Origin of the sequence: Ilyobacter polytropus DSM 2926 (assembly GCF_000165505.1) — a bacterium.
GTDB lineage: Bacteria > Fusobacteriota > Fusobacteriia > Fusobacteriales > Fusobacteriaceae > Ilyobacter > Ilyobacter polytropus.
Map to the genome: position 1 here is coordinate 425,288 of NC_014633.1, position 24,833 is coordinate 450,120.

22 protein-coding genes are annotated in these 24,833 nt (G+C 32.8%); 8 read left to right on the top strand and 14 right to left on the bottom strand.

Annotated features, from left to right (window positions below; translation table 11 throughout):
* Window positions 1–112: 112 nt before the first annotated feature.
* Genes nadC through nadA form a run of 3 tightly spaced genes read right to left on the bottom strand, consistent with a single transcriptional unit; the run spans window position 113 to window position 3,123 of the window.
* Window positions 113–952: a carboxylating nicotinate-nucleotide diphosphorylase gene (nadC, locus tag ILYOP_RS11890; protein WP_013388742.1), complete on the bottom strand. Its 840-nt coding sequence runs from the start codon at window positions 950–952 to the stop codon at window positions 113–115.
* On the bottom strand, window positions 933–2,213 hold the full coding sequence (locus ILYOP_RS11895; RefSeq protein ID WP_013388743.1) for an L-aspartate oxidase: 1,281 nt from the start codon (window positions 2,211–2,213) through the stop codon (window positions 933–935). Before ILYOP_RS11895 ends, nadC begins: the two co-directional genes overlap by 20 nt.
* The gene (gene nadA / locus ILYOP_RS11900; RefSeq protein ID WP_013388744.1) at window positions 2,206–3,123 is read right to left on the bottom strand and encodes a quinolinate synthase NadA; all 918 of its coding nucleotides are present in this window, start codon (window positions 3,121–3,123) and stop codon (window positions 2,206–2,208) included. Before nadA ends, ILYOP_RS11895 begins: the two co-directional genes overlap by 8 nt.
* Before the next feature lie 643 nt (window positions 3,124–3,766).
* On the opposite strand from nadA, the gene ILYOP_RS11905 reads away from it, so the two are divergent.
* Together ILYOP_RS11905 and corA are read left to right on the top strand one after the other, a co-directional pair.
* Complete coding sequence (locus ILYOP_RS11905) at window positions 3,767–5,170, top strand: carbon starvation CstA family protein (RefSeq protein WP_013388745.1); 1,404 nt, start codon at window positions 3,767–3,769, stop codon at window positions 5,168–5,170.
* Window positions 5,171–5,406: 236 nt separating this feature from the next.
* Window positions 5,407–6,471 (top strand): magnesium/cobalt transporter CorA, encoded by a 1,065-nt coding sequence (gene corA / locus ILYOP_RS11910; protein ID WP_013388746.1) that lies wholly within the window; start codon window positions 5,407–5,409, stop codon window positions 6,469–6,471.
* Window positions 6,472–6,563: 92 nt separating this feature from the next.
* Here the strand turns inward: corA and ILYOP_RS11915 are convergent, their stop codons facing one another.
* The 3 genes from ILYOP_RS11915 to ILYOP_RS11925 are packed head-to-tail and all read right to left on the bottom strand — an operon-like array spanning window position 6,564 to window position 7,883.
* Window positions 6,564–6,947 (bottom strand): Mth938-like domain-containing protein, encoded by a 384-nt coding sequence (locus tag ILYOP_RS11915; protein ID WP_013388747.1) that lies wholly within the window; start codon window positions 6,945–6,947, stop codon window positions 6,564–6,566.
* Window positions 6,948–6,967: 20 nt separating this feature from the next.
* Entirely contained in the window at window positions 6,968–7,417 is a 450-nt protein-coding gene (gene sixA, locus ILYOP_RS11920) for a phosphohistidine phosphatase SixA (RefSeq protein WP_013388748.1), read from the bottom strand.
* A 28-nt stretch (window positions 7,418–7,445) separates the two neighbouring features.
* Window positions 7,446–7,883, bottom strand: a complete 438-nt coding sequence (locus ILYOP_RS11925) for a VanZ family protein (RefSeq protein ID WP_013388749.1) — start codon at window positions 7,881–7,883, stop codon at window positions 7,446–7,448.
* Window positions 7,884–8,075: 192 nt separating this feature from the next.
* Here ILYOP_RS11925 and ILYOP_RS11930 point away from each other — a divergent pair, with 192 nt between their 5' ends.
* A complete protein-coding gene (locus tag ILYOP_RS11930) occupies window positions 8,076–8,864 on the top strand; it encodes an HAD family hydrolase (RefSeq protein ID WP_013388750.1) in 789 nt (262 codons plus the stop codon).
* A 28-nt stretch (window positions 8,865–8,892) separates the two neighbouring features.
* Here the strand turns inward: ILYOP_RS11930 and ILYOP_RS11935 are convergent, their stop codons facing one another.
* A complete protein-coding gene (locus ILYOP_RS11935) occupies window positions 8,893–9,282 on the bottom strand; it encodes a YchJ family protein (RefSeq protein ID WP_013388751.1) in 390 nt (129 codons plus the stop codon).
* Between the two features lie 147 nt (window positions 9,283–9,429).
* Between ILYOP_RS11935 and trhA the strand changes: the two genes are divergently transcribed.
* On the top strand, window positions 9,430–10,065 hold the full coding sequence (gene trhA, locus ILYOP_RS11940; RefSeq protein ID WP_013388752.1) for a PAQR family membrane homeostasis protein TrhA: 636 nt from the start codon (window positions 9,430–9,432) through the stop codon (window positions 10,063–10,065).
* Between the two features lie 48 nt (window positions 10,066–10,113).
* Here the strand turns inward: trhA and hpf are convergent, their stop codons facing one another.
* Together hpf and ILYOP_RS11950 are read right to left on the bottom strand one after the other, a co-directional pair.
* Entirely contained in the window at window positions 10,114–10,422 is a 309-nt protein-coding gene (gene hpf / locus ILYOP_RS11945; protein WP_013388753.1) for a ribosome hibernation-promoting factor, HPF/YfiA family, read from the bottom strand.
* 123 nt (window positions 10,423–10,545) lie between these two features.
* Complete coding sequence (locus ILYOP_RS11950) at window positions 10,546–12,888, bottom strand: ATP-binding protein (protein WP_013388754.1); 2,343 nt, start codon at window positions 12,886–12,888, stop codon at window positions 10,546–10,548.
* Between the two features lie 289 nt (window positions 12,889–13,177).
* Here ILYOP_RS11950 and ILYOP_RS11955 point away from each other — a divergent pair, with 289 nt between their 5' ends.
* A complete protein-coding gene (locus ILYOP_RS11955; protein ID WP_049774909.1) occupies window positions 13,178–13,864 on the top strand; it encodes a tRNA1(Val) (adenine(37)-N6)-methyltransferase in 687 nt (228 codons plus the stop codon).
* A gap of 39 nt (window positions 13,865–13,903) precedes the next feature.
* On the opposite strand, the gene ILYOP_RS15320 is transcribed toward ILYOP_RS11955, so the two are convergent.
* The 5 genes from ILYOP_RS15320 to ILYOP_RS11980 form a co-directional block, all read right to left on the bottom strand.
* Window positions 13,904–15,481 carry a diguanylate cyclase gene (locus tag ILYOP_RS15320; RefSeq protein WP_013388756.1) on the bottom strand — a complete coding sequence of 526 codons (1,578 nt, stop codon included), beginning with the start codon at window positions 15,479–15,481 and terminating at the stop codon, window positions 13,904–13,906.
* A gap of 75 nt (window positions 15,482–15,556) precedes the next feature.
* Window positions 15,557–17,239, bottom strand: coding sequence for a SulP family inorganic anion transporter (locus tag ILYOP_RS11965; protein WP_013388757.1), 1,683 nt, complete (start codon window positions 17,237–17,239; stop codon window positions 15,557–15,559).
* Window positions 17,240–17,467: 228 nt separating this feature from the next.
* Window positions 17,468–18,295, bottom strand: coding sequence for a PocR ligand-binding domain-containing protein (locus tag ILYOP_RS11970; RefSeq protein WP_013388758.1), 828 nt, complete (start codon window positions 18,293–18,295; stop codon window positions 17,468–17,470).
* Window positions 18,296–18,309: 14 nt separating this feature from the next.
* Window positions 18,310–18,981, bottom strand: coding sequence for a response regulator transcription factor (locus ILYOP_RS11975; RefSeq protein WP_013388759.1), 672 nt, complete (start codon window positions 18,979–18,981; stop codon window positions 18,310–18,312).
* A complete protein-coding gene (locus tag ILYOP_RS11980) occupies window positions 18,981–20,873 on the bottom strand; it encodes an ATP-binding protein (RefSeq protein ID WP_013388760.1) in 1,893 nt (630 codons plus the stop codon). Before ILYOP_RS11980 ends, ILYOP_RS11975 begins: the two co-directional genes overlap by 1 nt.
* 368 nt (window positions 20,874–21,241) lie before the next feature.
* Between ILYOP_RS11980 and ILYOP_RS11985 the strand changes: the two genes are divergently transcribed.
* From ILYOP_RS11985 to ILYOP_RS11995, 3 genes are all read left to right on the top strand, one after another.
* The gene (locus tag ILYOP_RS11985) at window positions 21,242–22,585 is read left to right on the top strand and encodes a 4Fe-4S dicluster domain-containing protein (protein WP_013388761.1); all 1,344 of its coding nucleotides are present in this window, start codon (window positions 21,242–21,244) and stop codon (window positions 22,583–22,585) included.
* On the top strand, window positions 22,585–23,130 hold the full coding sequence (locus tag ILYOP_RS11990) for a BMC domain-containing protein (RefSeq protein ID WP_013388762.1): 546 nt from the start codon (window positions 22,585–22,587) through the stop codon (window positions 23,128–23,130). Before ILYOP_RS11985 ends, ILYOP_RS11990 begins: the two co-directional genes overlap by 1 nt.
* Window positions 23,131–23,192: 62 nt before the next feature.
* Window positions 23,193–24,437 (top strand): phosphotransferase, encoded by a 1,245-nt coding sequence (locus tag ILYOP_RS11995; protein ID WP_425364872.1) that lies wholly within the window; start codon window positions 23,193–23,195, stop codon window positions 24,435–24,437.
* Window positions 24,438–24,833 lie beyond the last annotated feature (396 nt).

Sequence of the window (24,833 nt, forward strand, 5' to 3'; positions counted from 1 at the left end):
TTTTCACCTCTTTTTCAATGAAACCTTTTCTTTGATTATAACACGTAAAGGTCAATTAAGTTAAGGTCTAGAAAAAATGATTGTTTATCTTAAAAAGGAAAAAAACTGAATTTCATTTTAAAATTTTAAGGTTTTTCATACTTATATCCAAAGCTTTTACAGAGTGAGTCAGTTTCCCCATTGAAACATAATCTATTTTAAATTTTTTCAAATTTTGAAGCCGTTTTTCATCCATGTTGCCAGAGACCTCTATAATGGCCCTACCATTGATATAATTGATGCATTCCTTGAGAAGTTCATCCTCCATATTATCTAGCATGATAATATCTGCTTTTGCTTCGATAGCTTCTTTTACCTGTTCTAAGCTTTCAGTTTCAACCTCGATTTTTTTTATAAAAGGATGTATTGTCCTTATCAGTTCCACGGCCTTTTTAATGCTACCAGCAGCAAGAATATGGTTATCCTTTACCATGGCCATATCTGACAGATCAAAACGGTGGTTGAATCCACCTCCTGTTAAGACAGAATATTTTTCCAGATATCTAAGCCCTGGCGTTGTTTTTCTAGTATCAAATATTTTTATACCGTATTCTTTTAGTATTTCAGAAGCTTCGTATGCAGCAGTTGCTATTCCTGACATTCTTTGCAAAAGATTTAGAGCTACTCTTTCTCCAGATAATAGTACTCTAGTGCACCCAGTAAGCTTGGCGATAATCTCTCCTTTTCTTACAAGCTCTCCCTCTTTTTTTATAAAATTTATGTCTACATCTCCCAAAATTTCAAAGACTCGTGAAAAAACATTTAATCCACAGATCTTCCCATTTTCTTTTGAGATCAGGTCAATTTCTGCCTTGCTGTCTAAAGAAGTGATACTTTCTGTGGTGATATCATCGTGAACCTTGTCCTCTAAAAGAGCATTTTTTATTATATCATCAATAATGACGTAATTCATTTTTCAAATCTCCTCTATGTCTAATTATAATTTCTCTTGCTGCTTTTTCAGGGCACCACTCGTCTTCAGATGCCAGGTTCTCCGTTAAAGTTATATCCTTTATATGTATATTGATATCAGAAGCAGCCTTTCTTCCGAAAACCAAAGCTTCTAGAAGTGAGTTGCTAGCCAGACGATTTTTTCCGTGTAGTCCTGTACAGGCAGCCTCTCCCACTACATATAGATACTGACAGCTTGATCTTCCTTTAAGGTTTGTTTTTATTCCTCCCATGAAATAATGCTGTGCCGGACTTATGGGAATAAGATCAGTAGTTATATCATATCCCCTTTCAAAGCACTCATTATATATACCTTCGAATCTATTTTTGATGTAATCAGAGTCAAGTTCAGTGGCGTCTAAGTATATCTGATAATTATTATTGTTGTTTTTTCTTTTTATAATAGATTCTGTTACTTTATCCCTTGGAAGCAATTCATCTACAAATCTTTCTCCTTTAGCATCTCTGATGACAGCTCCTTCACCTCTTAGGGCTTCTGAAAGCAAAAATAATCTTTTTTTACTTGAATCATCTAATGCCGTAGGGTGTAGCTGAATACACTCTATATCTTTTGCTTCTATATTATGTCGTTGGGCTAGAGCCAGGGAGATTCCTTTTATATTTTCGTGATTGGTAGAATTCTTAAATAGACCCCCTATACCTCCTGTTGCCAGTACCACTATTTTTGAGTCCACTGAAAAGTTTTTATTCTTACTCCTGAAAAATCCACCGTAGACAGAGTTTTTAAAGATTTTAAGATCCAAAAGTTCACTGTCTTCAAGGATGGTTATATTTTCTCTTTTTTCAATGTTTTCAATCAAAGTTTCCATGATCATTTTACCAGTTTCAGATCCATGAAAAAGGATTCTTTTTTTACTGTGGGCGGCTTCTTTTGTAAATTTTAGTTCCCCATTTTCGTTCTTTTGAAACTCAGCTCCCATATCAATTAAAGTTTTGATATTTTTCCAGGACTCTCTGGCTACAATTTTTAAGGTTTCGTGATTGTTTTTAAAATGTCCTGCAGCTAGCGTGTCCTCTATAAAGGAATCTTCATCATCTGGAATTACTGTGGTTACACCACCTTGGGCTAGATAGGAGTTGCAGTCTCTTATCTTAGAATTTGTTACTATAGTGATATTTAATTGGGCATCTAAGTTTAGTGCAGTATAAAGTCCCCCTATACCGCTACCTACTATCAATACATCTGTCTTCAAACTACTCACCCCGTGGTTTCGAAAATAAAAGCATGTTATTAAGAGCCTTTGCAGCCTTAGTGACTGTTTCGTCGTCTAATATAATCTCTCCATTCATTGTCTCAAGAGATTCTAAGATTGTTTCTGGAAATATTTTCTTCATGGCTTTACAAAGCATAGGAAGAAAAAAGAACTCTTTATCTGGATTATCCTTTATCAGTTGATGATAGATACCTTTTTCTGTAACTATCAAAAATCTTTTATCGTTGCTATTTTTGACATAGTTCAATATTCCACTGGTGCTTCCCACATAATGGGACATATCTCGTATATCTTTTTTACATTCTGGATGGGTTACTATTATCAGATCTTTTCCATTTTCACCTATAGCCTTTTCTATGTCTGAGACTTTGACAGCATCGTGTATATTGCAGCATCCATCCCATGGGATTATTTTTTTATGTGGAATTTGTTCCTGTACATAGCTTGCTAGATTTCTATCAGGAACAAAGAGTATTTTTTCTGCATCTAGATTATTGATTATGTTTTCTACACTAGAAGAAGTACAGCATACATCAGAAACTGTTTTAACAGCACTAGAGGAGTTTACATAGGTAACAACTTTCACCTCAGGATATTTTTCCTTGTATTGTATTATCTCTTCAGGCGTTGCCATATATTCCATGCAGCATGGGGCTTCTGTATAACATGGAAGCAATACGGTTTTTTCAGGTGAAAGAATTTTAGCACTTTCAGCCATGAAACGAACTCCACAGAATACAATTATTTCTGCATCAGATTTTTTTCCAACTTGGGCGAGATAAAAAGAATCACCTACAAAATCGGCAATATCCTGTATATCTCCCCTTTGATAATAATGTGCTAAAATTACGGCATTTTTTTCTTTTTTTAACTTTATGATTTTTTCCCTTATATCCAAAATTGTTTCCCCCTTAGAAATCATTGACCTATTTGGGAATCTTAACACCAGAGAAAACATATTTCAATATAAGATATTATTTTCACAAATATAAAATTACAGGAGTTATTAAAAGAAAAGAATTTTTGAATTTTTTTGAAGAAATAAATTTTATATTGAACCAAACTTTCACTAAAAAATAGATCTTTTTAAAAAATTTTTATTAAATATTATTTTTTTAAATTATAAGTCCTTAAAAATGGCTCGTAAAAAAGGAACATAGAATTACTAATAAGGATAAATTTCATGTAGAAAATCAAATATATTAAACTAGGTCAAGAATAAGTGAAAATATTAACCTGCAAATCACTTAATCTCTACTAAATATATCTAAATAATAAAAACCGTGATTTTTATAAATCGACTAATATAATTTTGTCTTTACTATTCTCAAATAGTATTTAAAATCCGAAAAAAAAACGTAAAGTTCTATAAGAAAACTATTTATTGCAAAATAATCCTTGCAGTTCATGACGTTATTTTGCATTTCATGTTGATTTTAAATCCTTTTGGGTCATCTTCGTTTATTCTGTTCCTATATAAAGGGTATAATTCCAGTATAAGAAAAATAAAAAATAAATAAATAGAAGATGGAGGTAAAAAAATGATAACTTTTTTAATTTCCCTGGCAACACTGATTGGTGGTTATTTTATCTATGGAAAGGTAGTAGAAAAAGCTTTCGGAATTGATGAAAACAATCCTACCCCGGCTAAAAAGTTGGCAGATGGTGTTGACTATGTTGAACTTGACTGGAAAAAAGCCTTCCTTATACAATTCCTAAATATTGCTGGATTAGGGCCTATATTTGGAGCGGTAGCAGGAGCTCTTTGGGGACCAGCTGCGTTTCTGTGGATTGTATTTGGATGTATCTTTGCAGGTTCGGTTCATGACTACTTGGCAGGTATGCTTTCTCTGAGACATGATGGAGCTACAATTGCCGAAATAGTAGGTAAGTACCTTGGTACCAGTGCAAAAAATGTAATGAGAGTATTCTCGGTTGTTTTACTTGTGCTTGTAGGAGTTGTATTCGTAGTAGGTCCTGCAGGAATATTGACAAGTATTCTGCCTGGAGTTAGCAAAATGACTTGGGTTGGAATTATCATAATTTATTATATAATAGCTACTGTACTTCCAGTAGACAAATTAATCGGTAAAGTTTATCCAATATTTGGTGCATCTTTGATTATAATGGGATTAGGTATAGCAGTTGGATTATTTGTAAAAGGATATCAGATTCCTGAGTTAACACTTCAAAATTTAAATCCTAAGGGAACACCGTTTTATCCGTTTTTATTTATAACAATTGCTTGTGGAGCCATATCAGGATTCCATGCTACTCAGTCTCCGCTTATGGCTAGATGTATAAAAAATGAAAAAGAAGGTAAAAGAGTATTCTTTGGTTCTATGATAGCAGAGGGAGTTATAGCTCTTATCTGGGCAGCAGCAGCCATGACATTCTTTGGAGGAACTGAAGGGCTTGCAGGAGCAGGTTCAGCTGGAGTCGTTGTAAATACAATATCTAATTCAATGCTTGGAAAAGTCGGAGGAGCCCTTGCTCTTCTAGGAGTAGTTGCTTGTCCGATAACATCAGGAGATACTGCATTTAGAAGTGCTAGACTGGCAATTGCAGATGCTACAAATTTCAAACAAGGACCTATAAAAAATAGATTCCTTATAGCGCTTCCGTTGTTTGCAGTTGGTATCGCACTTTGCTTTATGGATTTTGGAATCATTTGGAGATATTTTGCATGGTCAAATCAGACTCTTGCGACTATAGTTCTATGGGCTGGGTCAGTTTATCTAGCACAAAGAGGCAAGAACTTCTGGATCTCAGCAGTACCGGCTACATTTATGACAGCAGTTGTTACTACGTATATAATTATAGCACCTGAAGGACTTACACTACCTACTTCAGTGGGATATCCTGTAGGAATAGGAGCAGCAGTAGCTTCACTGGCTCTTTTCCTAAAGAAAAAAAGTGCTCAGCCAGTTGGAGAAGTTGCTTAAGAAATACATTGATGTTACGTTCTTATAGGGCTTAACATAGACCCATAAAAATTCCTGTTTACAACCAAAAGCAAAGAAGGGACGCTCCCCGTGTCCCTTCCTTGCTTTTTTGATTTTTTTGTAAATGATGATGTTTAGTCCACATCCAATAATAAAAAAGATGTCTTTTTTTACAGGAATTACACTTAGATTTCAAATATACTTTTGTAGTTTAAATTTTAAAAGGGGATGAAAATATGGGGAAAGGTTCGAAAAAGAAAATAAAAAAAGTAGGAGTCCCACCTGGAACCCTTCTTTATACCGGAGATAATATATCTGAAAAAATTAGTATAGAATACTTTGCTTATGATGAAAAAGAATGTCAGGTTTTAAACTATAGGGCTTCAGATATAAATAAATTGAATACAGTAGATAATAAAGTTGTATGGATAAACATCTTTGGATTAACAGATACAGGATTCATAGAAAAATTTGGTGAAAAATTCAATATTCATTCACTTATTCTAGAAGATATTCTTCATACTTCCCAAAGACCAAAAATAGAGGAGTCTGAAGATTATATTTTTATGGTTTTGAAAATGATGAGTGTTTCTAAGGGGAATGATAAAATAGAGGAAGAGCAGATAAGTCTCATACTGAGAGAGGGGGTAGTTATATCCTTTCAAGAGCATGAAGGTGATGTTTTTGACATAATTAGGGACAGGATACTAAATTCCAAAGGTAGATTGAGAAAAAAGAAAGCAGACTATTTGTTTTATTCTCTATTAGATACGATAATAGACAATTACTTTTTGATATTAGAGGAACATGATAACAGGCTTGAAGAGTTGAATACAGATGTTCTTGAAAAGCCAAAAACTGATTTAGTTGAAAATTTACAAAAGATAAGGGTTGATCTGAACAGTATGAAAAGAGACCTTTGGCCATTGAGAGATGCTGTGGGAAAATTGGAAAAAAATGAATCCATTATGTTGAATGAAAATACTAAACTCTATATCCGTGATCTCTATGATCATACGCTTCAGATAATAGACTTGATGGAGGGGCTGAGAGATTCTCTAAGCAATATTTTTGAGTTGTATATGACAGGGGTGAGCAACAGAATGAATGAGATAATGAAAACCCTAACTATCATCGCAACTATTTTTATTCCCCTTACTTTTATTGCAGGTATATATGGGATGAATTTTGAATATATGCCTGAACTTAGGTTTAAGATGGCTTATCCTATTTTGATAATCTTTATGATTTTTGTTTTTGTAGGTCTCATTGTTTTTTTTAGAAAGAAAAAATGGCTTTAAAAATGTAAATGAAATGTCACAGGATTCCATAGGAACTCATGTGGCATTTCATTTTTGGGGAAATTTGTTATTAAGATTAAACTCAATAAAAACTAGCACGTAGAATGAAATAGCCCCCCTATACGAAAGTTTTCACCTGCTAATTTGTTATAGAGTTCGACAGCTTTTTTGGTGTCAAGGATATGATACTCTATATTATGCTTTTTTAGTAGCTCTATAGTTGAATCCATAACCTTTAAGCTTGATTCCACTCCTTTTGATAGTACAACCACTTGGCATCCCCTATCTAAGAGTTCTTTTATATCTGCAGGTTGTATACCAGGAGAATGTTCTGTCCCTGTTTCAGACCAGTTCCAGGGGCTGGCCCCACCTGGATACAGCTTAAAATCCTTGCCTTGCCCGTATCCTTCTATATCCATTACTCCCCATGAAAAGTTAAGTATTTTAGGTGAAAAATTATCAAGGTCATTTTTCATAATTTTACTCCTTTATTATATTAGAGATCTGGAGCGATTAGCCATTTAATACACCACCTCCCTTGGGATTCTACTAAGCACAGTACCCCACTTGTTTTTATCTTGATTAGAACTTTTTTTTCATCACCTGTTAATATAAATGAAGCAAGCCTTTCCATAAAAGGTAAATGCCCTACATACATAACCTTGTCTTCATTTTTTAATTTTTTGAAAAATTCTTCTACGCTGTCATTAGGGTTTAATCTTTTTGAGACAAATGTTTTACCGTCACATAGGTTTTCAGAAAAAATTCTAGCTGTTTCTTCTGCTCTTTTCTTACCGCTGTGCATTATTTTATTTACTTTTAATCCCATGGTTTCAAGTAAATGTGCCATTTTTTCTACCTCAGCTTTTCCTTCTTGAGAAAGAGGTCTCTCGGGATTTTTTTCTAGTGAGACTGCCTCCCCATGTCTTGCTAAATATATAGTCATTTTAACTCTCCTTTCATTGGACTTTTTATCATGTCTCCAAGTTGACAGTTTTAAATAATTTTCTTAAAAATGCTAACAATATAATTGATGCTATTCCACCGGTAGTGTCTATCAAAATATCTTTAAATTCTAAACTTCTACCTGGGATGAACCATTGGTGAAGTTCGTCAGAACAGGCATATAAGAAAACAGTGGTTATAACTACTATTTTACTTCGTAGACTTTTAGAGTTGTCATCAAAAGAAAGCTGAAGTGAAGTTCCAAGTAAAAAATAAAGTATAAAGTGAGCAAAATTTCTGACTATATGGGAAGATGTTTCTTTGGTGATTTCCTGAGGGAGTATTTTTTTCATTAATTGTATTACCATTCCAGAATGTCTAGAGGAAGTAACTGCATCTTCACTTGAAAATTTAAAAATAATAATCATTATAAGAATAGTTGAAAATATAAAAAAGTATTTTTTCATAGTCATCTCCTGATGTTTAAATTGTTTCTGTAAATCTCTTCTAATTAAATAATTAGATTTTTTTTACAAAAACCCTTTAAATTTATTTGATGCCATTAGTAACAGTGGAATTTACAAACTTACTACAGTATGTACATATTAGCTATACATAAAAATGGTATAAAATAGAAAATTAAAAAGGAGGTAAATTTTATGAAAATATTGTCTTTTGATCTTGACGGGACTCTTTTGACAGATGATAAAAAAATATCTGAAAAAACCTTGGAGGTGCTTTTGAGATGTAAAGAAGAAGGGAAAGTAATTGTTTTCAACAGCGGTCGTCCTACTCAGTTTATATATAGCGTTCTCCCAGAAGTTTTCCATGAGGATATAGTCATCTCATCAAATGGAGCAATGGTATATAAAAACAAAAAGCTTATGCATGAAAATTTAATAGACAAAAACACAGTATGGGATATTATTCAAATGATAGAAACTGTTTTTAATGACATGTTTTTTATAGTAGAACAAGATAACAGGAGCCTTACTAGATGTAAAGACAGAGAGTATAATAAACAGATGCTTTGCAATTATCATGAGTTCTCCAAGGAAAATGTCCTAGACTCACCGAAAATACTTTTGAAGACTAAAGATTTGGACTATTTTGATTTAAATATCTTAAATATGCTTATTCCAGAATCATGTAGACTGATTTTTACAGACAACATGGAATTTGCTCAGCTTGTTCACGCTGATACCAACAAGCTTTACGGGGTGAATAAAGTACTAGAAACAGAAAAATTAAACCTTGAAGAACTTGTATCTTTTGGAGACGATTTCAATGACCTAGAGATACTAAGCTGGTCTGGTTATGGAGTGGCAATGGGAAATGCCATTGAAGAGATCAAAAATGTGTCAAAGTACATTGCTGATACAAATGAAAAAGATGGGGTGGCAAAATTTATAGAGGCCTATGTATTAGAAAAAATAGAGGCAGCATAAAGGCCCTTTAGTTGAATATAGGGTGAAATTATTCTGCCCAACCGTGATAATACCATCTGCCTTTTATTTTTACAAAGAGACTCTTTTCATGATGGATATGTCTTTTACCATTTGCTATATAAGAGGCTTTGAACTCTACAATGCCTTTTTTATCCCTTACTTTTCCTGCCTTTGTTTTTACTATTTCAAGGCCATCCCATTTAGAAGACTCAGACCATGCAATTATTGAATCTCTGCTGACATCTGACACTGTGGCTGGATCGTGAGTTTCCAATATGTAATCAAAATCGCCGACTACGTATGCCGTATATCTAGATTTCATAAGAAGCTCAGCCGTAGGAGGTATAAGAGCTTTTTTTATATATTTTTTGCAGCAATCTTCATATTTTTTACCACTTCCACAGGGACATATATTCATATTATTACTCCTTTCAATTGAAAATTCTTCTGCTATTATACCATGAAATTCCTATCGTTATAATGGAAATATTTTATAGAATTGCCTTTATTTCAATCTTTGACGGTGATATAATAAAGTATATTATTTTGAAATGGGGTCATAACTATGAAGATTATAAATAAATTTTCCAGAGAGGAAGAAATAGCTAACGCCTTATCCCACGGATTAGGGATACCTCTTTCTGTAATAGCTTTAGTTTTTTTATCTGTCAAAGGAGTGAAGTCGGGTAACAGTCTAAGTGCAGTAGGGTTTATAAGTTTTGGTGTTTCACTTTTTATTATGTATACCATGTCTACTTTGTATCATTCTCTAAGGCCAGGTAGGGCAAAGAGAGTTTTCGAACGTCTTGACCATTGCTCTATATATATTTTGATAGCAGGAACCTACACCCCCTTTTGTTTTACCCTCTTAAAGGGAAAAGCGGGCTGGATTCTTTTTGGATTTCAATGGGGACTGGCTCTGATCGGGATAATTTTTAAATCTATCTGGATAGATCGGTGGGTTGCTGCGGCTACTGCAGTATATGCCGCTATGGGATGGTCTATAATTTTCGTTATACAGACACTATTAGCCTCTATAGCCTACGGAGGATTCTTACTTCTCCTTATAGGGGGGATCCTCTATACTTTAGGCATAATATTTTTTGCCCTTCCTCTGTTTAAATATCATCATGGAGTCTGGCACTTTTTCGTTCTAGGAGGAAGTATAACTCACTTTTTCTGTGTTTATCTTTATTTGTGACATCATTTTTATGTAAAATCAGAAAAAAAATAGAGCCGTATAACGGCTCTATGCTAAAGGTACTCTTTTAGAATCTATTATTTTTTGTTTTTCATTTACTAGGATATCTTTTAATTTAGTCTTAGACTCACTTATAGCGTTGTAAAGGTCTTTGTCCTTTGCTTTCACTACATAGTTATGACTTTTTACTTTTGCAATAGCTTCAGCTTCAAATTCCTTGTGCATATGTCCAGAAAGGACTACTTCGACTTCATCAATATGGTCAAAATATTTTTCTAACTTTTGCACTTTTTCCTCTGCAAAATTTTTGATAGCATCTGTTACTTCCAGGTGTCTTCCTCTTACGATGATTTTCATAAAATCACTTCCCTTCTGTAGTAAAAATTTATTGTAATAAGATTATATCTCCTAAAATCTGAAAAAGCAAGATTATAGAGGTAAATAGACCCACAAGGAAGCATTGCACCTATAAGTTTAATTTTATTTTCCGCGAATACTTCCAACCAATTGAAGTTTTTTCTTGATCGGTATTGTTATTTTAAAAGTTGTCCACTCTTTGTGCTTGCTTTTTACTTCTATTTCACCTTCCATCATATCTACTATCTCTTTTACGATTGTAAGGCCTAGGCCAAAGCCTTTTTTTTCTATGTTTTCATTGAGATCAAGTTGATGGTATCTTTCAAAGATAGAGCTAAGTTTGTCTTGGGGAATTCCCATTCCGGTATCTGTTATACTTATAAAGAGTTTATCATTATAACTGTCAAATTTGACTTCGACCTTTCCAAATTTGGTAAATTTAAAGGCGTTATTCACAAGATTTAAAATTACCTCTGTGAGCCTCACTTCATCACCCATAAAATATTTTGGGACTTTTTCTGTTACATTCATGATAAAGAAGACATTCCGACCTTTATTTAGACCGTTACATATTCTCTCGATATTATCTATCATATTTCTCAAATTGATTCTTCTATACTTGAGTTCCACTTTACCAGCCTCTAGTTTAGATAAGTCTAAAATGTTATCTATAAAAGTAACCAGGGTGTCTCCAGCCACTTGTATATTTTCAAGAAGCTTTTGTTTTTTTGGGTCATCTTCTCTTTTTAGAAGGAGTTTTGTGAATCCCATGACTGCAGTCAAGGGGGTTTTTAACTCGTGGCTTACATTTGCCAAGAAGGCAGTTTTTATATTCAGTGCATTTTCTAGTTCTCTTTTTGTTTCTAGCAGTTTTATTTCTGCTTTTTTTCTTTTATTAATCTCGTTCTTTAGAATCATGAGATAAGGTACTAATATCAGTATGGCTAATCCAAAGATTATCATCCATTGCCGGTAAGGCGGTTCCTCATTGTTTTCCTGGGCTTTAAATGTCCATTTTGAAAAAACTTCATCAGTATCTGTAATTTTTAAAATTTTATCCATGATATTTCTAAGAATTATGTCCTCTTTAAAAGTTGCAAATGAAAGAGAAAAATCTTTATCCAATATTCCGTAAAGTTTTAAGTTATTCATTCCTTTTTTATTTCTAGAGTTACTCATGAGAGTATAATCATAGATAAAATAATCTATTTTGCCCGACTTCATCATTTTGTAAAGCTCTTCTAAATCGTCAGCAGATTTTATTTCAAAATTATCATTTATATTTAACGATCGTAGGCTCGATTTTTCTTGTGTAATTCCTATTTTTTTTCCAGAGAGTTCATTCAAATTCCTAAAAAAATTGTGTCCTGAATGTTCAAGGCCAAAAATACCTAAAGTACAACGATAGTACGGTCTTGTGGTTACAAGTTCCTTGTGTGTCAGATCCTTTGAAGCAACTGCAAAAAGATCGATGTCTAATTCTTTACCATATTCTTCTAGAGACGTGCCTTTGTTTATATACTCAGGAATAAACGACACCTCTACACCGGCACCGTATTTAAACATATTTATATAGTCTGAAACTACTCCCTTTAAATTTCTTGTAGAATCAAAATACATAATAGGGGCTAAGTCCTTTAAAAATCCGCCGATCTTAATGGTACCCTTTTCTTCTAAATATCTTTTTTCTGCAGGAGTTATTTCTATAAGATTCCATAGAAATTTAGCTGAACTTTTTTCATAATTTTCTTTTTTTTCCAAGTGACCGTAGTTTCCTATAAATACATTTGATATTCTTTTCAAGTTTTTATTTTTGGATTTCACACTGAATTTTTTTTCTAAATATAAATTTTTACTTAGAGTCAACTTTTCAAATATCTTCTGTTCAGGAAGTCTCATGTACATATCGTCTTTAAGAGAAAAAAACAAATCTAATTTTTTTTCTCTTAGAAGTGAGAATCCTTTTTCGATATCTTCTACTTTTATAACCTCTATATTCTCAGCTATTTTTTCAAGCTTACTTACAGGAGAGTGATCTCCTTTTAATACTCCTATTTTTTTGTTTTTTAAAAAGTTTTCTTCTTTATTTTCCTTTCCTTTAAGCCGATAAAATGCATAGGGAAACACATTTATAGTGGGACTCTCAGAATATTCTATAGTTGATTTCGGACTGTCTATTATTATATCTATATCTTCTGTGCTTGTAATCTCGTCAAAACTGCCCTTTATTACAAAAGTTTTCATCCCTGTTTTTTCACTAAAAGTTTTTATAAGTTCTTCATTATATACATCATTATAGCTTTTTCCCTGTGAGCTGTGTTGGATATATGCAAATGTTACTACTTTTTTATTTTTTATATATGCTATATCTTCTGGGCTCAGAGCATCATCTAAAAGGGAGAAAGCTTTAAAAAAAATCATAAGGAATAATAAAAGAAATTTCACACTAGAGTTTATTTTTTTCAAATTTTTCGCCCCCTTTTCACATGACATCATCTGTATCATATTATTACATTTTTCACTGTTTTTCAACTATTGAAGGGTAAAAATTATTTTTATATGACAATATGGTGAAAAATTTTCTTTTTTAATCAGACTTTAAATAATTTAATAATTTTGATATAATAAATGATGAATTTTATAAAATCATGAGTTCAAGAGCAGCTAAATTTCTTTTGACTTTTATTTATATTGGGAGGCCACTTTGCTAAAACATGAAAAAGAGGTAATAATTGATTTTTTAAATAAACCTGAAATGAAGATAATCCAGAGAGCAGACTATTTTAATTTTTCGCTGGATTCGGTGCTTGTTTCAGAATTTCTTACAATAAACCGTGGAGTTAATAAAATACTGGACCTTGGAACTGGAAATGGGTCTATACCAATGCTTCTTTCTAGCCGTTCAAAGGCTCGAATAACTGGGGTTGAGATACAGGAAGTTTCTGCAGATCTTGCTAGAAGAAATATTGAACTAAATAAGCTTCAAGAACAGGTAGGTATTATACATGACGATTTGAAGAACTGGAAAAAGCATTTTAAAACCGGAAGCCAAGATGCGGTTATAAGTAATCCCCCGTTTTTTAAGTTTAATGGAAACACAGAACTTTTAAATGATTTGGATCAGCTTACCTACGCCAGACATGAGATAACTGCCAATTTGGAAGATATAGTATCGACTGCATCGGGTTTACTAAAAGACAGAGGATATTTTGCCCTGGTTCACAGGCCAGATAGGATGATTGAAATATTAGACCTTATGAGGAAATATGATATATCTCCAAAAAGACTTCAGTTCTGCCATTCAAAATTTGGAAAACCTGCAAAAACCATCTTACTTGAGGGAATCAAATATGGTAAAGAGGGGATATCTATTCTTCCGCCTCTATACACACATACAGAAGACGGATCTTATTCTCCTGAGGTTTTGGAGATGTTTAAATAAAAAAATCAGGAGAAAGCTTATAGACTTTCTCCTGATTTTTTATCGCTTTTTATAAAAAATTATTTTATTTCGTCCTGTTTCTTTGGCTTTATAAAGCTTTGAATCTGCAATTTTAATGAATTCTTCTAAATCATCATCTTTAGTCGGGACTGCGCTATAGATACCAACACTTGCAGTTACAACACCGTCTATACCCTTTGAATGCTCAATTTTTTCATTTCTGAGATTACTTATAAATGAATTTATAAGTCTGTTTATCTCTTGAGCTGCTTTTCCCTTCGAGAATACTAAAAACTCTTCTCCACCGTATCTCATTATGAAATCTGAGCTGTAAAAGGTTGATTTTAGCATCTCACCGATTTTCATAAGAACAGTGTCTCCCTGGATATGGCCGTAGGTGTCATTATACAGCTTGAAATGATCCACATCTATCATTGCAATAGATATGAGTTCATTGTTCTCTGTAGCGTCTCTAAAGTCCTCTGGCATCTTATCCTGAAGCAGTCTTCTTGATCCCACTCCGGTAAGGGTGTCGATATACACCATGTCAGCAAGAACACAGTTTTGATTTTTTAATTCAATATCTCTTTTTTCAAGTATGTGAATCATTTTGTTGAAAGAATGGATTACTGTATCTACTTCATTTTTTTTATTTTTGTGAACCAACGGCTTTAAGGTAGACAAGTCACTGATATTTTCTATGTGTTTATGAAGGTTTATAATAGGTCTGGTTATAGATTTTATTCTTAAGTTTGTAAATAATATTATTAAAATTATAAGGACGACAAGGATAATTTCAGTAAAGTGCATTAAGGTATTATTTTGTAATTCCTGATCTTCCATTTTTAAATTTACTGCAAAAGATATATTATCATCTGATCCGTAGAAAGGAATGAGCAGTGTTCTGCCAAAATCATGATGAGGTTTAAAACCGATTTTTTTTGGTGGTGGTGGCGGCTTTTGTTCCTTTAAGGGAGTTTTAATAGCATTTAAAGGAACAAAACTAAAATTAAATCCGGTACCCTCTGATAATTGATCTACATATTTGCTGTCTATCTCCCTTAAAAAAAATAAATACCCTGCAGGGGTCTCATTTTTTAAATTGTCTAGGATATGGTGAACTCCGTAGACATAGCTTTTCCCGTTGAAGTTGATAAGGTCAATATCCCTATAATTTTTTAATTTATCATTCCATTCTAGGTCGATTAAGCTATCTGCTTTATTATTTATAAAGTCCTCTGTTTCAAAATAATGCCTTGAATTTTTAACTGACCAGATTTCTTCTTTTGAAAGATCGAAAAAGCCGATATAGTCTAGTTTAAAATTAGTGAGATAAGTTGGGTCAAAATAATTTTTCAAAAATTTTATATCTTTATCTGATACTGCCTTATGAAGGTCAAACCAAATAGAGTGAGTACTAAGGTTATGTTTTAAGGTGTTTAGATCTTTTGAAAAAATAGATTCTACCCGAGCTATTTCACGACTTTCAAGTTTATTTCTAAAATCCCGTATTGCAGGATTTATAAAAAAAAACCTTGTAATTAAAATAATTACGACTGCCAAAATGGCAAGCGTTTTAAATATTTTATTTTGTTCTTTTAATATTCCCTTTTCCATATTTTCCTCTCAGTACATTCTTCAAAATTTATGTTATTAATATATTACACCATAAACTTCGAAAATGTAAATACCTCAGGAAAGTTTTAATTTTACCTGTTTATTGATCATATCTTTTGCAAAGTCAAGGGAAATGTCATAATCTGAAAATATTTTTTCCTCTCCGATCATGTCGAAGATTCCGGATTTTTTTAAGTAGCCTATGAGTCCGCTTTTCACACCTGATAAAACCAAGGTGGTATCCTGGTGCTGACATTTTTTTACGAGGTGTTCTAAGGCTCTCAAACCTGTGGCATCTATAACACTGACCTCTCTCATTCTCAGGATGAGAATCTCTGGAGCATAATTTATATCAGAGAGAATCTCTGTAAATTTATCTGCAGCTCCAAAGAAAAAAGCTCCCTGTATCTCATAGACCTCTATACCCTTAGGGATTTGACTCTTATCGAATAAGCTGTCCATCTCCTCTTCTATTACCTCATCGGTTATAAAGTTTCCTCCGCTAACGTCTGCCATTCTTTTCATAAACAAGAATGCAGAAAGAATCATCCCCATCTCAATGGCCACAGTAAGATCTAAAAATACTGTGAGAAAAAATGTGGTGAGCAGTACAGACACATCACTTTTAGGACTTTTGAAAAGCTTGATAAAATAAGCTAGCTCACTCATGTTGTAAGAGACTACTATCAGAATAGCTGCTAAGGTAGCCATGGGTATCATGGCTGAAAGTTTTCCGAAGAACAGCATTATTAACATGAGAGTTGTGGCATGAACTATACCTGCTACAGGAGTTCTACCTCCGTTTTTGATGTTGGTGGCTGTTCTGGCTATGGCACCGGTAGCAGGGATTCCTCCGAATAGGGGAGAAAAAATATTTGCTATTCCCTGTCCCACTAGCTCCATATTGGAATTGTGCTTACCTCCTATCATACCGTCAGATACCACAGCAGACAGAAGTGATTCTATACCTGCAAGGATAGCTATAGTTATAGCAGGCTGTATGAGATTCTTCATTGTGGCTATATCTGCATGAGGTATTGATGGCATCCTCAGCATATTTGGTACCGCTCCGAAATTTGTTCCTATGGTTTCCACAGGAAGGTTCATCAATTTAACTATAACTGTGGTAACTATAACTGCCACCAGAGAACCAGGTATTTTTTTGTTTATTTTGGGGAAAAATAAAATTATGAAAATAGCTATTAGTCCTATTGCAGCCGCTTGATAGTTTATATTGTGAATATTTGTAAAATAATAATGGATTTTTTCATGAAATTCCGAGGGGAGGTTTTCTGCTCGTATTCCCAGAAAATCCTTTAACTGTCCCGAAAAGATAACTAAAGCTATACCTGTTGTAAAACCTATTGTTACAGGATATGGTATGTATTTTATGATGGTACCCATGCCGGTAAGCCCCATTAATATGAGCATGACTCCTGCCATCATGCCAGATATAGCAAGACCGTCATAACCGTATTTTCCCACGATCTGAGAAAGGACGACAATAAAGGCACCTGTGGGACCACCTATCTGAACTCTGCTTCCACTGAAAAAAGAGATAAGGAATCCTGCAACAATTGCTGTATAGAGGCCCTGTTCTGGTTTTACTCCTGATGCTATGGCCAGTGCTATGGAAAGAGGAAGTGCTATTATTCCAACCACCACCCCTGCATTTATATCTTTTAAAAACTGTTCTTTTGAATAACCCTCTTTAAACATGATTTTAAAGAGCTTTGGTTGAAAATGCCCTAAATTCATCACTAATCATCTCCTGTAAAGTATAATTTAACAATTAAAAATTATACTCCTGTTATGATTTTTCTGCAATGATATAATTATTAATTTTTATTAATTAATTTCTTCAATATTTCATTTAGCGGAACTTATAGAATTGTAAGGCTTCATAACCCAGATGTAATATAAAAGTGGATATTCTGAATTCAGAATATCCACTGATATTTTAGTAAAAGTTATAAAAAATTTTAATTATTTTTTATTTGTGAATAAAGATGTAGTCATGGTTTCGAAATTTTCCTTTGTTTCTTTCAGTTTTGTATCTATTTTGGAAGTTTCATAAGAGATAGAATTTATTTGATTATTTATGGAAGATATTTTATCATCATCTACTTTAAACTTTTTAAACAGTGTATCTGAAATTCTCAGAAAAAAATTCTTAACTGTACATTTAAAATCTGAGTCAATTGAAGAAGAGGTTTTTTCTATATTTTCTAAAAAAAGATTAAATTCTTCGGTGCTTTTTTTTAAGTTTTTGCTAGATGCCATACCAACATCCTGATAATAAGTAAAATCCGATATCTTAGATGAAATTTTATACACAAAATTTGCAATATACTCTATTTCTTCGTACGGAAGTATTTTTATTTTGTCCACTGCATCGAGATACACATCTGAATCTATACCAAATTCTTTGGATATATTTGTAAATTTTTCTTTATCGGGTTTTTCTGACAAGACCTGACCGCACAAAAAACATCCTATCAACTTGTCTCCCATCAGTATAGGGCTGGCAAAATCAATCAAACCAGCGTGGCATTTGTACACTATTGGTTTCTTTAAAAGCATGGCCTTTGTTCCTCCGTATGAATCACAAAGCATACATTTTTTAAAACCTAACTCAGTTTTTCTGGTGTGATCGCCGCAAAATTCCGTAAAATTACTAGGTTTTGTTATGGGAAATCCGTTTACATCTGTTATGACACTGGCTATCTGAAACTCTTTTGACAATCGGTCCTGCAATATCTGGAAAAACTCTATATCCAATGAATTTTTATTATTATCAACTAAATTATTCATAGTTTACATCCTTCTTATTTCAAGATATATCCAAATCCTCTTTTGGATACTAATGCGTCATTCAATAACGGAATTTTTTTTCTGAGTCTTTTTAAACACTGATCAACAGCCTTGTTGCTTATTTCTAGGTTATCATCCCACACATGATCTAGTATTTTTTCTCTGTTCAGTAAAATACCCTTATTAACTATGAAAAATGTAAGTAGTTTAAATTCATTTTTTGAAAGAGTTACATTGTCGGTATCATAAACAACATTTTTATTTTTCAAATTGACATTTATTTTTTCGTATGTTAACTCCTGTTTTTTTTCTGGAACTCTTTTAATAAATTTTTTTATTCTTATTAAAAGTTCCTTTTGATTAAAAGGTTTTTTTATGTAGTCATCACAACCTAGCTCGAGATTTTTATTTATACTACTCTGAGAAGTTTCTGCAGTGATAGCCAAAATAAAAGGGTTGTTATATAAGGTAGGATTTTTTCTCAGTTTTTCACAAACATAACTTCCGTTTCCATCTGGCAGGTTAAGATCTAAAAGGATTATATTTGGTTTTTTCAAAGTTATAATCTTCATTCCCTCTTTCACTGAACTTGCCTCATAAATTTCAATATTATTTTCATTGCGTAGTATCACTTTCAAAAGTTCTACGGTTTCTTCAGAGTCTTCTATAATTAACACTTTTACCATTAATTATCCTCCATTTCATTATTTATAAAATATTCTAAATGACTAAAAAATATAGGCTCATTAATTGGTTTGGTTATATACCCGTCAAATCCAAGAGGGAGGTATTTTTCTTTGTCGCCCACTATTGCCTGAGCTGTCAGAGCAAGGGTAGGTGTTTTTTTTAATTCAAAATTTGATTTTATATGCTTTAAAGCCTGGACTCCGTCCATTACCGGCATTTGAATATCTAAGAAAATAATATCAAATTTATTTTGCTGTAATTCTTTTAAAGCCAACAAGCCATTCTCTACACAAGTTAGTCTTACTGCATCTGATTCTAATAGAGCTCTCATAAAATCTCTATTTTCTTCCACATCTTCAGCCATAAGAATACTTAATTTTTTATTTTTCATCTTCAGATATTCTTTAAAAATACTATCATATTCTAAAGTCCGATTCATATTTTCCAGTTCTGAGATGCAGGAGAGGATTTTTTTAAAATTAACTTTATCTTTTTTTAGTTCGCTTGATATATCCTTTGATTTTCCATAGATAAATGCCATATTTAAATTTCCGTACGTGCCCAAATTCTTGTGGTTTAATTTTCTGATTTCTTCTATATTTTTGTTTTCACAGGCTTCTTTTAGTTTTTTTAATCTAATAGGGAATTTCAAAAGACTTTTTAAAATAATAGGTTTTACTTTTGGATTTGTCTTGTTCAACAATTTTCTTAAATTAAAGGCAAAATTTTCATCTGAGTTTTTGTAAATTTCAATTGGAATACTTACATTAAAAGTGGTTCCGATACCCAATTTACTCTCGACTTTTATATCTCCCTTTAGAATCTCAATTAATCTTTTAGTGATGCTAAGTCCTAGACCTGCACCTGCAGACTGTTTGTTTATCTGTCCGAAACTTTCAAAAATATAATTGATATTTTTATCAGAGATTCCTATGCCGCTGTCATAGACATCAAAGCATAACAAAGAGTCTCTTATTTCTACGGTACACAGAACAGATCCCTTTTTAGTATATTTAATGGCGTTATGAACCAGATTTTTTACAACTTCATATAACTTCATTTTGTCAGAATATATTATTATGTCATTTTGAGGTAACTCAATTTGAAATTGTATATTTTTTTCCTCAGCTTTTTCACAGTGTTCATTGTAAATTTCTTTGAAAAATTTTTTGATGCCAAAAGGCTCAAAATTCAGTTCGACTGTTCCGGCTTCTATTTTTGAAAAGTCCAAAAGTTCATTTGTAAAGTTTAATAACTTAACTCCGGAGTTGTGGATAGTTTCGAGTTTTTCTTTTGTATAATCTGATAATTCTGATTTTTTTAACATACGAGAGTATCCGATTATAGGAGTCAGAGGTGTCCTCATTTCGTGACTTATTTTTGCTAGAAATTCATTTTTAGACCGGTTTGCAGCTTCAGCATGTTCCTTTGCAGATTTTAACTGGGTAGTCCTTTTCTCAACCATCTGTTCTAGATTTTTGTTCAAAAGGGTTAGTTTTTCACTGAGTTCTTCAGCTTTTTCTTTTTGTTTTTTTATCTCACTTTCTTTAACCAGGATATCAATAATATCTATTTTAATGGATGAAAAGATTTGGTGAAAACATCCTTCCATGTTTAAAAGCTCTTTTCTTAAGTTAGAAATAAACTTGTTATTTATTAGAGATATTACCTTATCTAATTTTTCAAGACTGCTGTAGACGGTTATTAACATAAATTTAGAAATGAAATTTGACATGATGAAAAAAACAGAAACAGCTGCTATTGTCTTTATAAAAAAATGATCTTTAAGTATTGAAATACCGATGCTTTCTTTTAAAAAAATATAAGCTGCTGTTAAGTACAAGGTAAATATAATAGTGTTGGAAAGAGCTATTTTTCTATGTATTTTCATAATTGTTCCCCTTATCTATATTCTTAGAATGTTACAGAAAAACATAATAATTTTTTTAAGTGTGTGTAAAAATAACACTAAACGACATTATTATGACACTTCTATCTAATATTATATCATTATTTCTAGAATATCAATATTATTTCAATTATAATGACAAGAATGAAATACTTTTTGAGATAAAAGATTGAGATACTAGGGCGTAGAGAAATAAAGAATGGATGAAAAAATATTTTAAATAGTTTTAATTAAATTAATGTTTTATATATAGATTGATATTATTGTTACTTAAATTTGATTTTTGGAGACAACAGACTGTCATATTTAAAGTAGTGTTTAAAGTTAAAAAAAGTTGAAGGAGGGAAGGGATGGATATTGTTCAAAAAATACGTGAAGCCGGAATTGTAGGTGCTGGAGGTGCCGGTTTTCCCACCCACATAAAATTTTCTGTGGATAAGGTAGATTATTTACTGGTAAATGGAGCTGAGTGCGAACCCCTTTTACAAATAGATAAGTACCTCATGAGGGAAAAAGCCAGTGAAATAATTAAAATTTTGGAGCAATTAGGTGATAGAATCCAGGCAAAAGAGATACATATAGCTCTTAAGGGAAAGTATAAATCTGAAATTACTGAGCTGGAAAATGCAATAAAAAATTTAAATTCAAGGGTGAAGATATTTAAAATGGGTACTTATTATCCTGCTGGTGACGAGCAGCAGATAGTTTTTGAGGTAACAGGGCGTACAGTTCCAGAAGCAGGAATACCTCTTGATGTTGGGGTTATAGTTACCAATGTAGGAACCCTTGTAAATATATATGAGGCTGTGGACTCTGACAAACCTGTGGTTGATAAATGTCTAAGCATACATGGGGAAGTAAAAAAACCTCTGATTATAAAGACGCCTATTGGAATGACCTTTGAAAAATGTATAGAGGCTGCCGGAGGTGCAACTATTGACAATTATAAGATAATTGTCGGGGGCCCTATGATGGGAAAAGTTATAGTTAAAGAAAGTTTGAAAAAAGAGGTAGTTACAAAAACAACAGGGGCACTTATTGTGGTACCGGAAGATCACTATATGATCTACAGAAATGGGAAAACCGTAAAGCATATTGTAAATGAAGCCAAGTCAGCTTGTATCCAGTGCAGGATGTGTACTGATCTCTGTCCTAGATATCTTATTGGTCACAAGCTCAGACCTCACAGAATCATGAGAAATGTGAGTATGCTGGAAAATGACAGCGAGATATTGAAAGAGGCCATGCTCTGCTGTGAGTGTGGTATCTGCGAGCTATTTGCATGCCCTATGCAGATTTCTCCAAGACTTGTAAATATACACTTAAAAAATATATTTAGAAAAAATAATGTCAGGTTTGAAAAAAGTACAAGGGAACTCGCGGCAGATTCTATGAGGGAGTATAGAAAAGTACCTACCGACAGGCTTATAAGCAGGATAGGTATGAGTAAATATACTGATTTTTCTGAAAAAAAAGCTGTGGTTTTAGAGTCAGATGAAGTTTCTATTCCTCTGAAACAGCATATAGGAGCACCTGCTAAACCAGTGGTGTCTGTAGGGGACCATGTAGAGTGCGGTCAGGTTATAGGTGAGGTAAAGGAAGGTTTAGGAGCAAATATCCATTCTAGTATAGAGGGGATCGTGATTGGTATAGGGGATTCTGTAATTATAAAAAACAAGGGGGCGAATAAATAATGGATACAGTGGGAATTATAGAACTAAACAGTATAGCTCGTGGAATAGAGGTAACTGATAGTTTATTGAAATCTGCAGAAGTAACTCTTTTGAAAGCCGGTACAATATGCCCCGGAAAATATATGGTTATTGTAAAAGGATATGTAGGGGCTGTAAAATCAGCTATACAAACAGGGGTAGAAATTGGTGCGGAAAATGTAGTGGAAAGCAAGGTGATAACCAGACTAGACCCGAGGGTTATAATGGCAGTAAATGCTGCTAGTGAAATAAAAAAAATGAGGTCCCTGGGAGTAATTGAATTTTTTGATGTCACTTCTGCTCTTTATGCTGCAGACTCAGCAATAAAATCCGCAGATGTTGAGATTATAGAGATAAGGATGGGGTATGCTATAGGAGGTAAATCTTATGTTACTCTGACCGGTGACCTGAGTGCTGTAAAAACTGCTGTAGAAGTGGGTTCTAAAGCTGGGGAAGACAATTGTATGCTTGTCAATAAAGCTGTCATTGCTTCGCCTCGAAAGGAGTTAATTGAAAGCCTATTATAAGTGGGAGTTTTCTGTAAATATCCCAAATAGCTGTCTCAGTAATTACTCGAGTAAAAGGAGGAGTGGAATTGGGATTGATTTTGGATAATGAAAATATTGAGTTATATGTAAAAAAACGGACGAAATTATTTGATCAACACTCAGAGTTAACAATTGTAAATATTGCTGATCAAGATGATGAAGAGACTGATGGATTTGTAAACTTTCTCTTTCGTATTATAGATGACGCAGGGAAATCTGTTATATTAAAGCAGGCTCGACCTTATATAAGAGTATTTGATGAGGCATCACTAGATGTATCACGAAATAAGCTAGAATATGAAACAATGAGAATCCGTAGCAATATTTGTCATAATTACGTTCCAGAGATTTTTCATATAGATTATGAAAATAACGCCTTTATTATGGAAGACTGTAAAGATTATAGACCTTTAAGATTTGAGATGTCCAAGATGAAACGTTTCGATGATTTGGCAAAACAAATTTCAGAGTATATGTCAAAGTCAAATTTTTATACTTCAGAATACTTTTTATCATCAGAGGATCACAAAGGACTTCAGGCAGCCTTTGTTAACATTGAAATGAGAAATATTATAGAAAATGCTGCCTTTATTAAAGATTATGTGAATGTAGGTACCCGGCGTGATGATATTCATGAGACTATCGTTGAGTGGATATGGCAACAAGAAATTGTTCAGCTCGAGACATTAAAAAGCCGTGACATATTTATGAAAAAAGGACAATGTCTGGTACATGGTGATCTGCACACATCAAATGTTCTTGTTTCAGAAGATAACATAAAGATTATAGACATGGAGTATACTTTTATGGGGCCTTTTTCAGCAGATATGGGGTATTTTCTGGCTAATTTTATATTTGCTTACAGTGCTTTAATGATGAGGGAAGACTGCAGTACTAGTGAAAGATCTGATTATGCCAAGTATATCTTGGAAACTATTGAGGAAACAGTCGATAATTACTATAAAAATTTTAGGCTGTGTTGGGAAAAGGATGCTAAGGAGATCTATCGAAAAGTCCCGGGATATCTTGAAAATATTGAAAAAGATTTTTTATTCGAATCCATGGGGATAATGGCTTCAGCTGCTATTTGCAGAGTAACTGGAGATTTTGAACTGACTGACTTAAATTGCATTGATGACCCATTAAAGAAAAACAAGGCACGCAGCTTGGTTATGCTAATATGTCATCAGGTTTTTAAAGAAAGAGAGAAATATGGTGGCATAAAAGATTTGATTAAAACCATTGTTGATACGAGCAAGGTATTTATATCAATTAACGGATTCTAAATTAGTTATAAAATATGCAGATGCAGGATTATTTGATACTGGATTTTATGAGGTTTATTATAGTTTTTTTCTTCAAAATATTCTAAAATAATCATTTGGAAGATTTCTAAAAATGAAAAATTAACAATGACAAGAGATGATTTGATAAAATTCAAGGTAAATAATTTAAGATGTCATAAAAAAGCTGTAGCCAAAAGTATTGGTCTACAGCTTTTTTATTGGAGATAAAGAGATTATTTTATTTGCTTCTTTTAAAATTCCAAAACATTTGTAAGTATGAATTCTTAATGAAAACCAATAATATAGAACAGTTTGAATAAAAAGTAACAAAAAATGACATTATCACGACATTTTTATCTAGTATTGTATTTGTATAACTAATGAATAAAAGTTTTT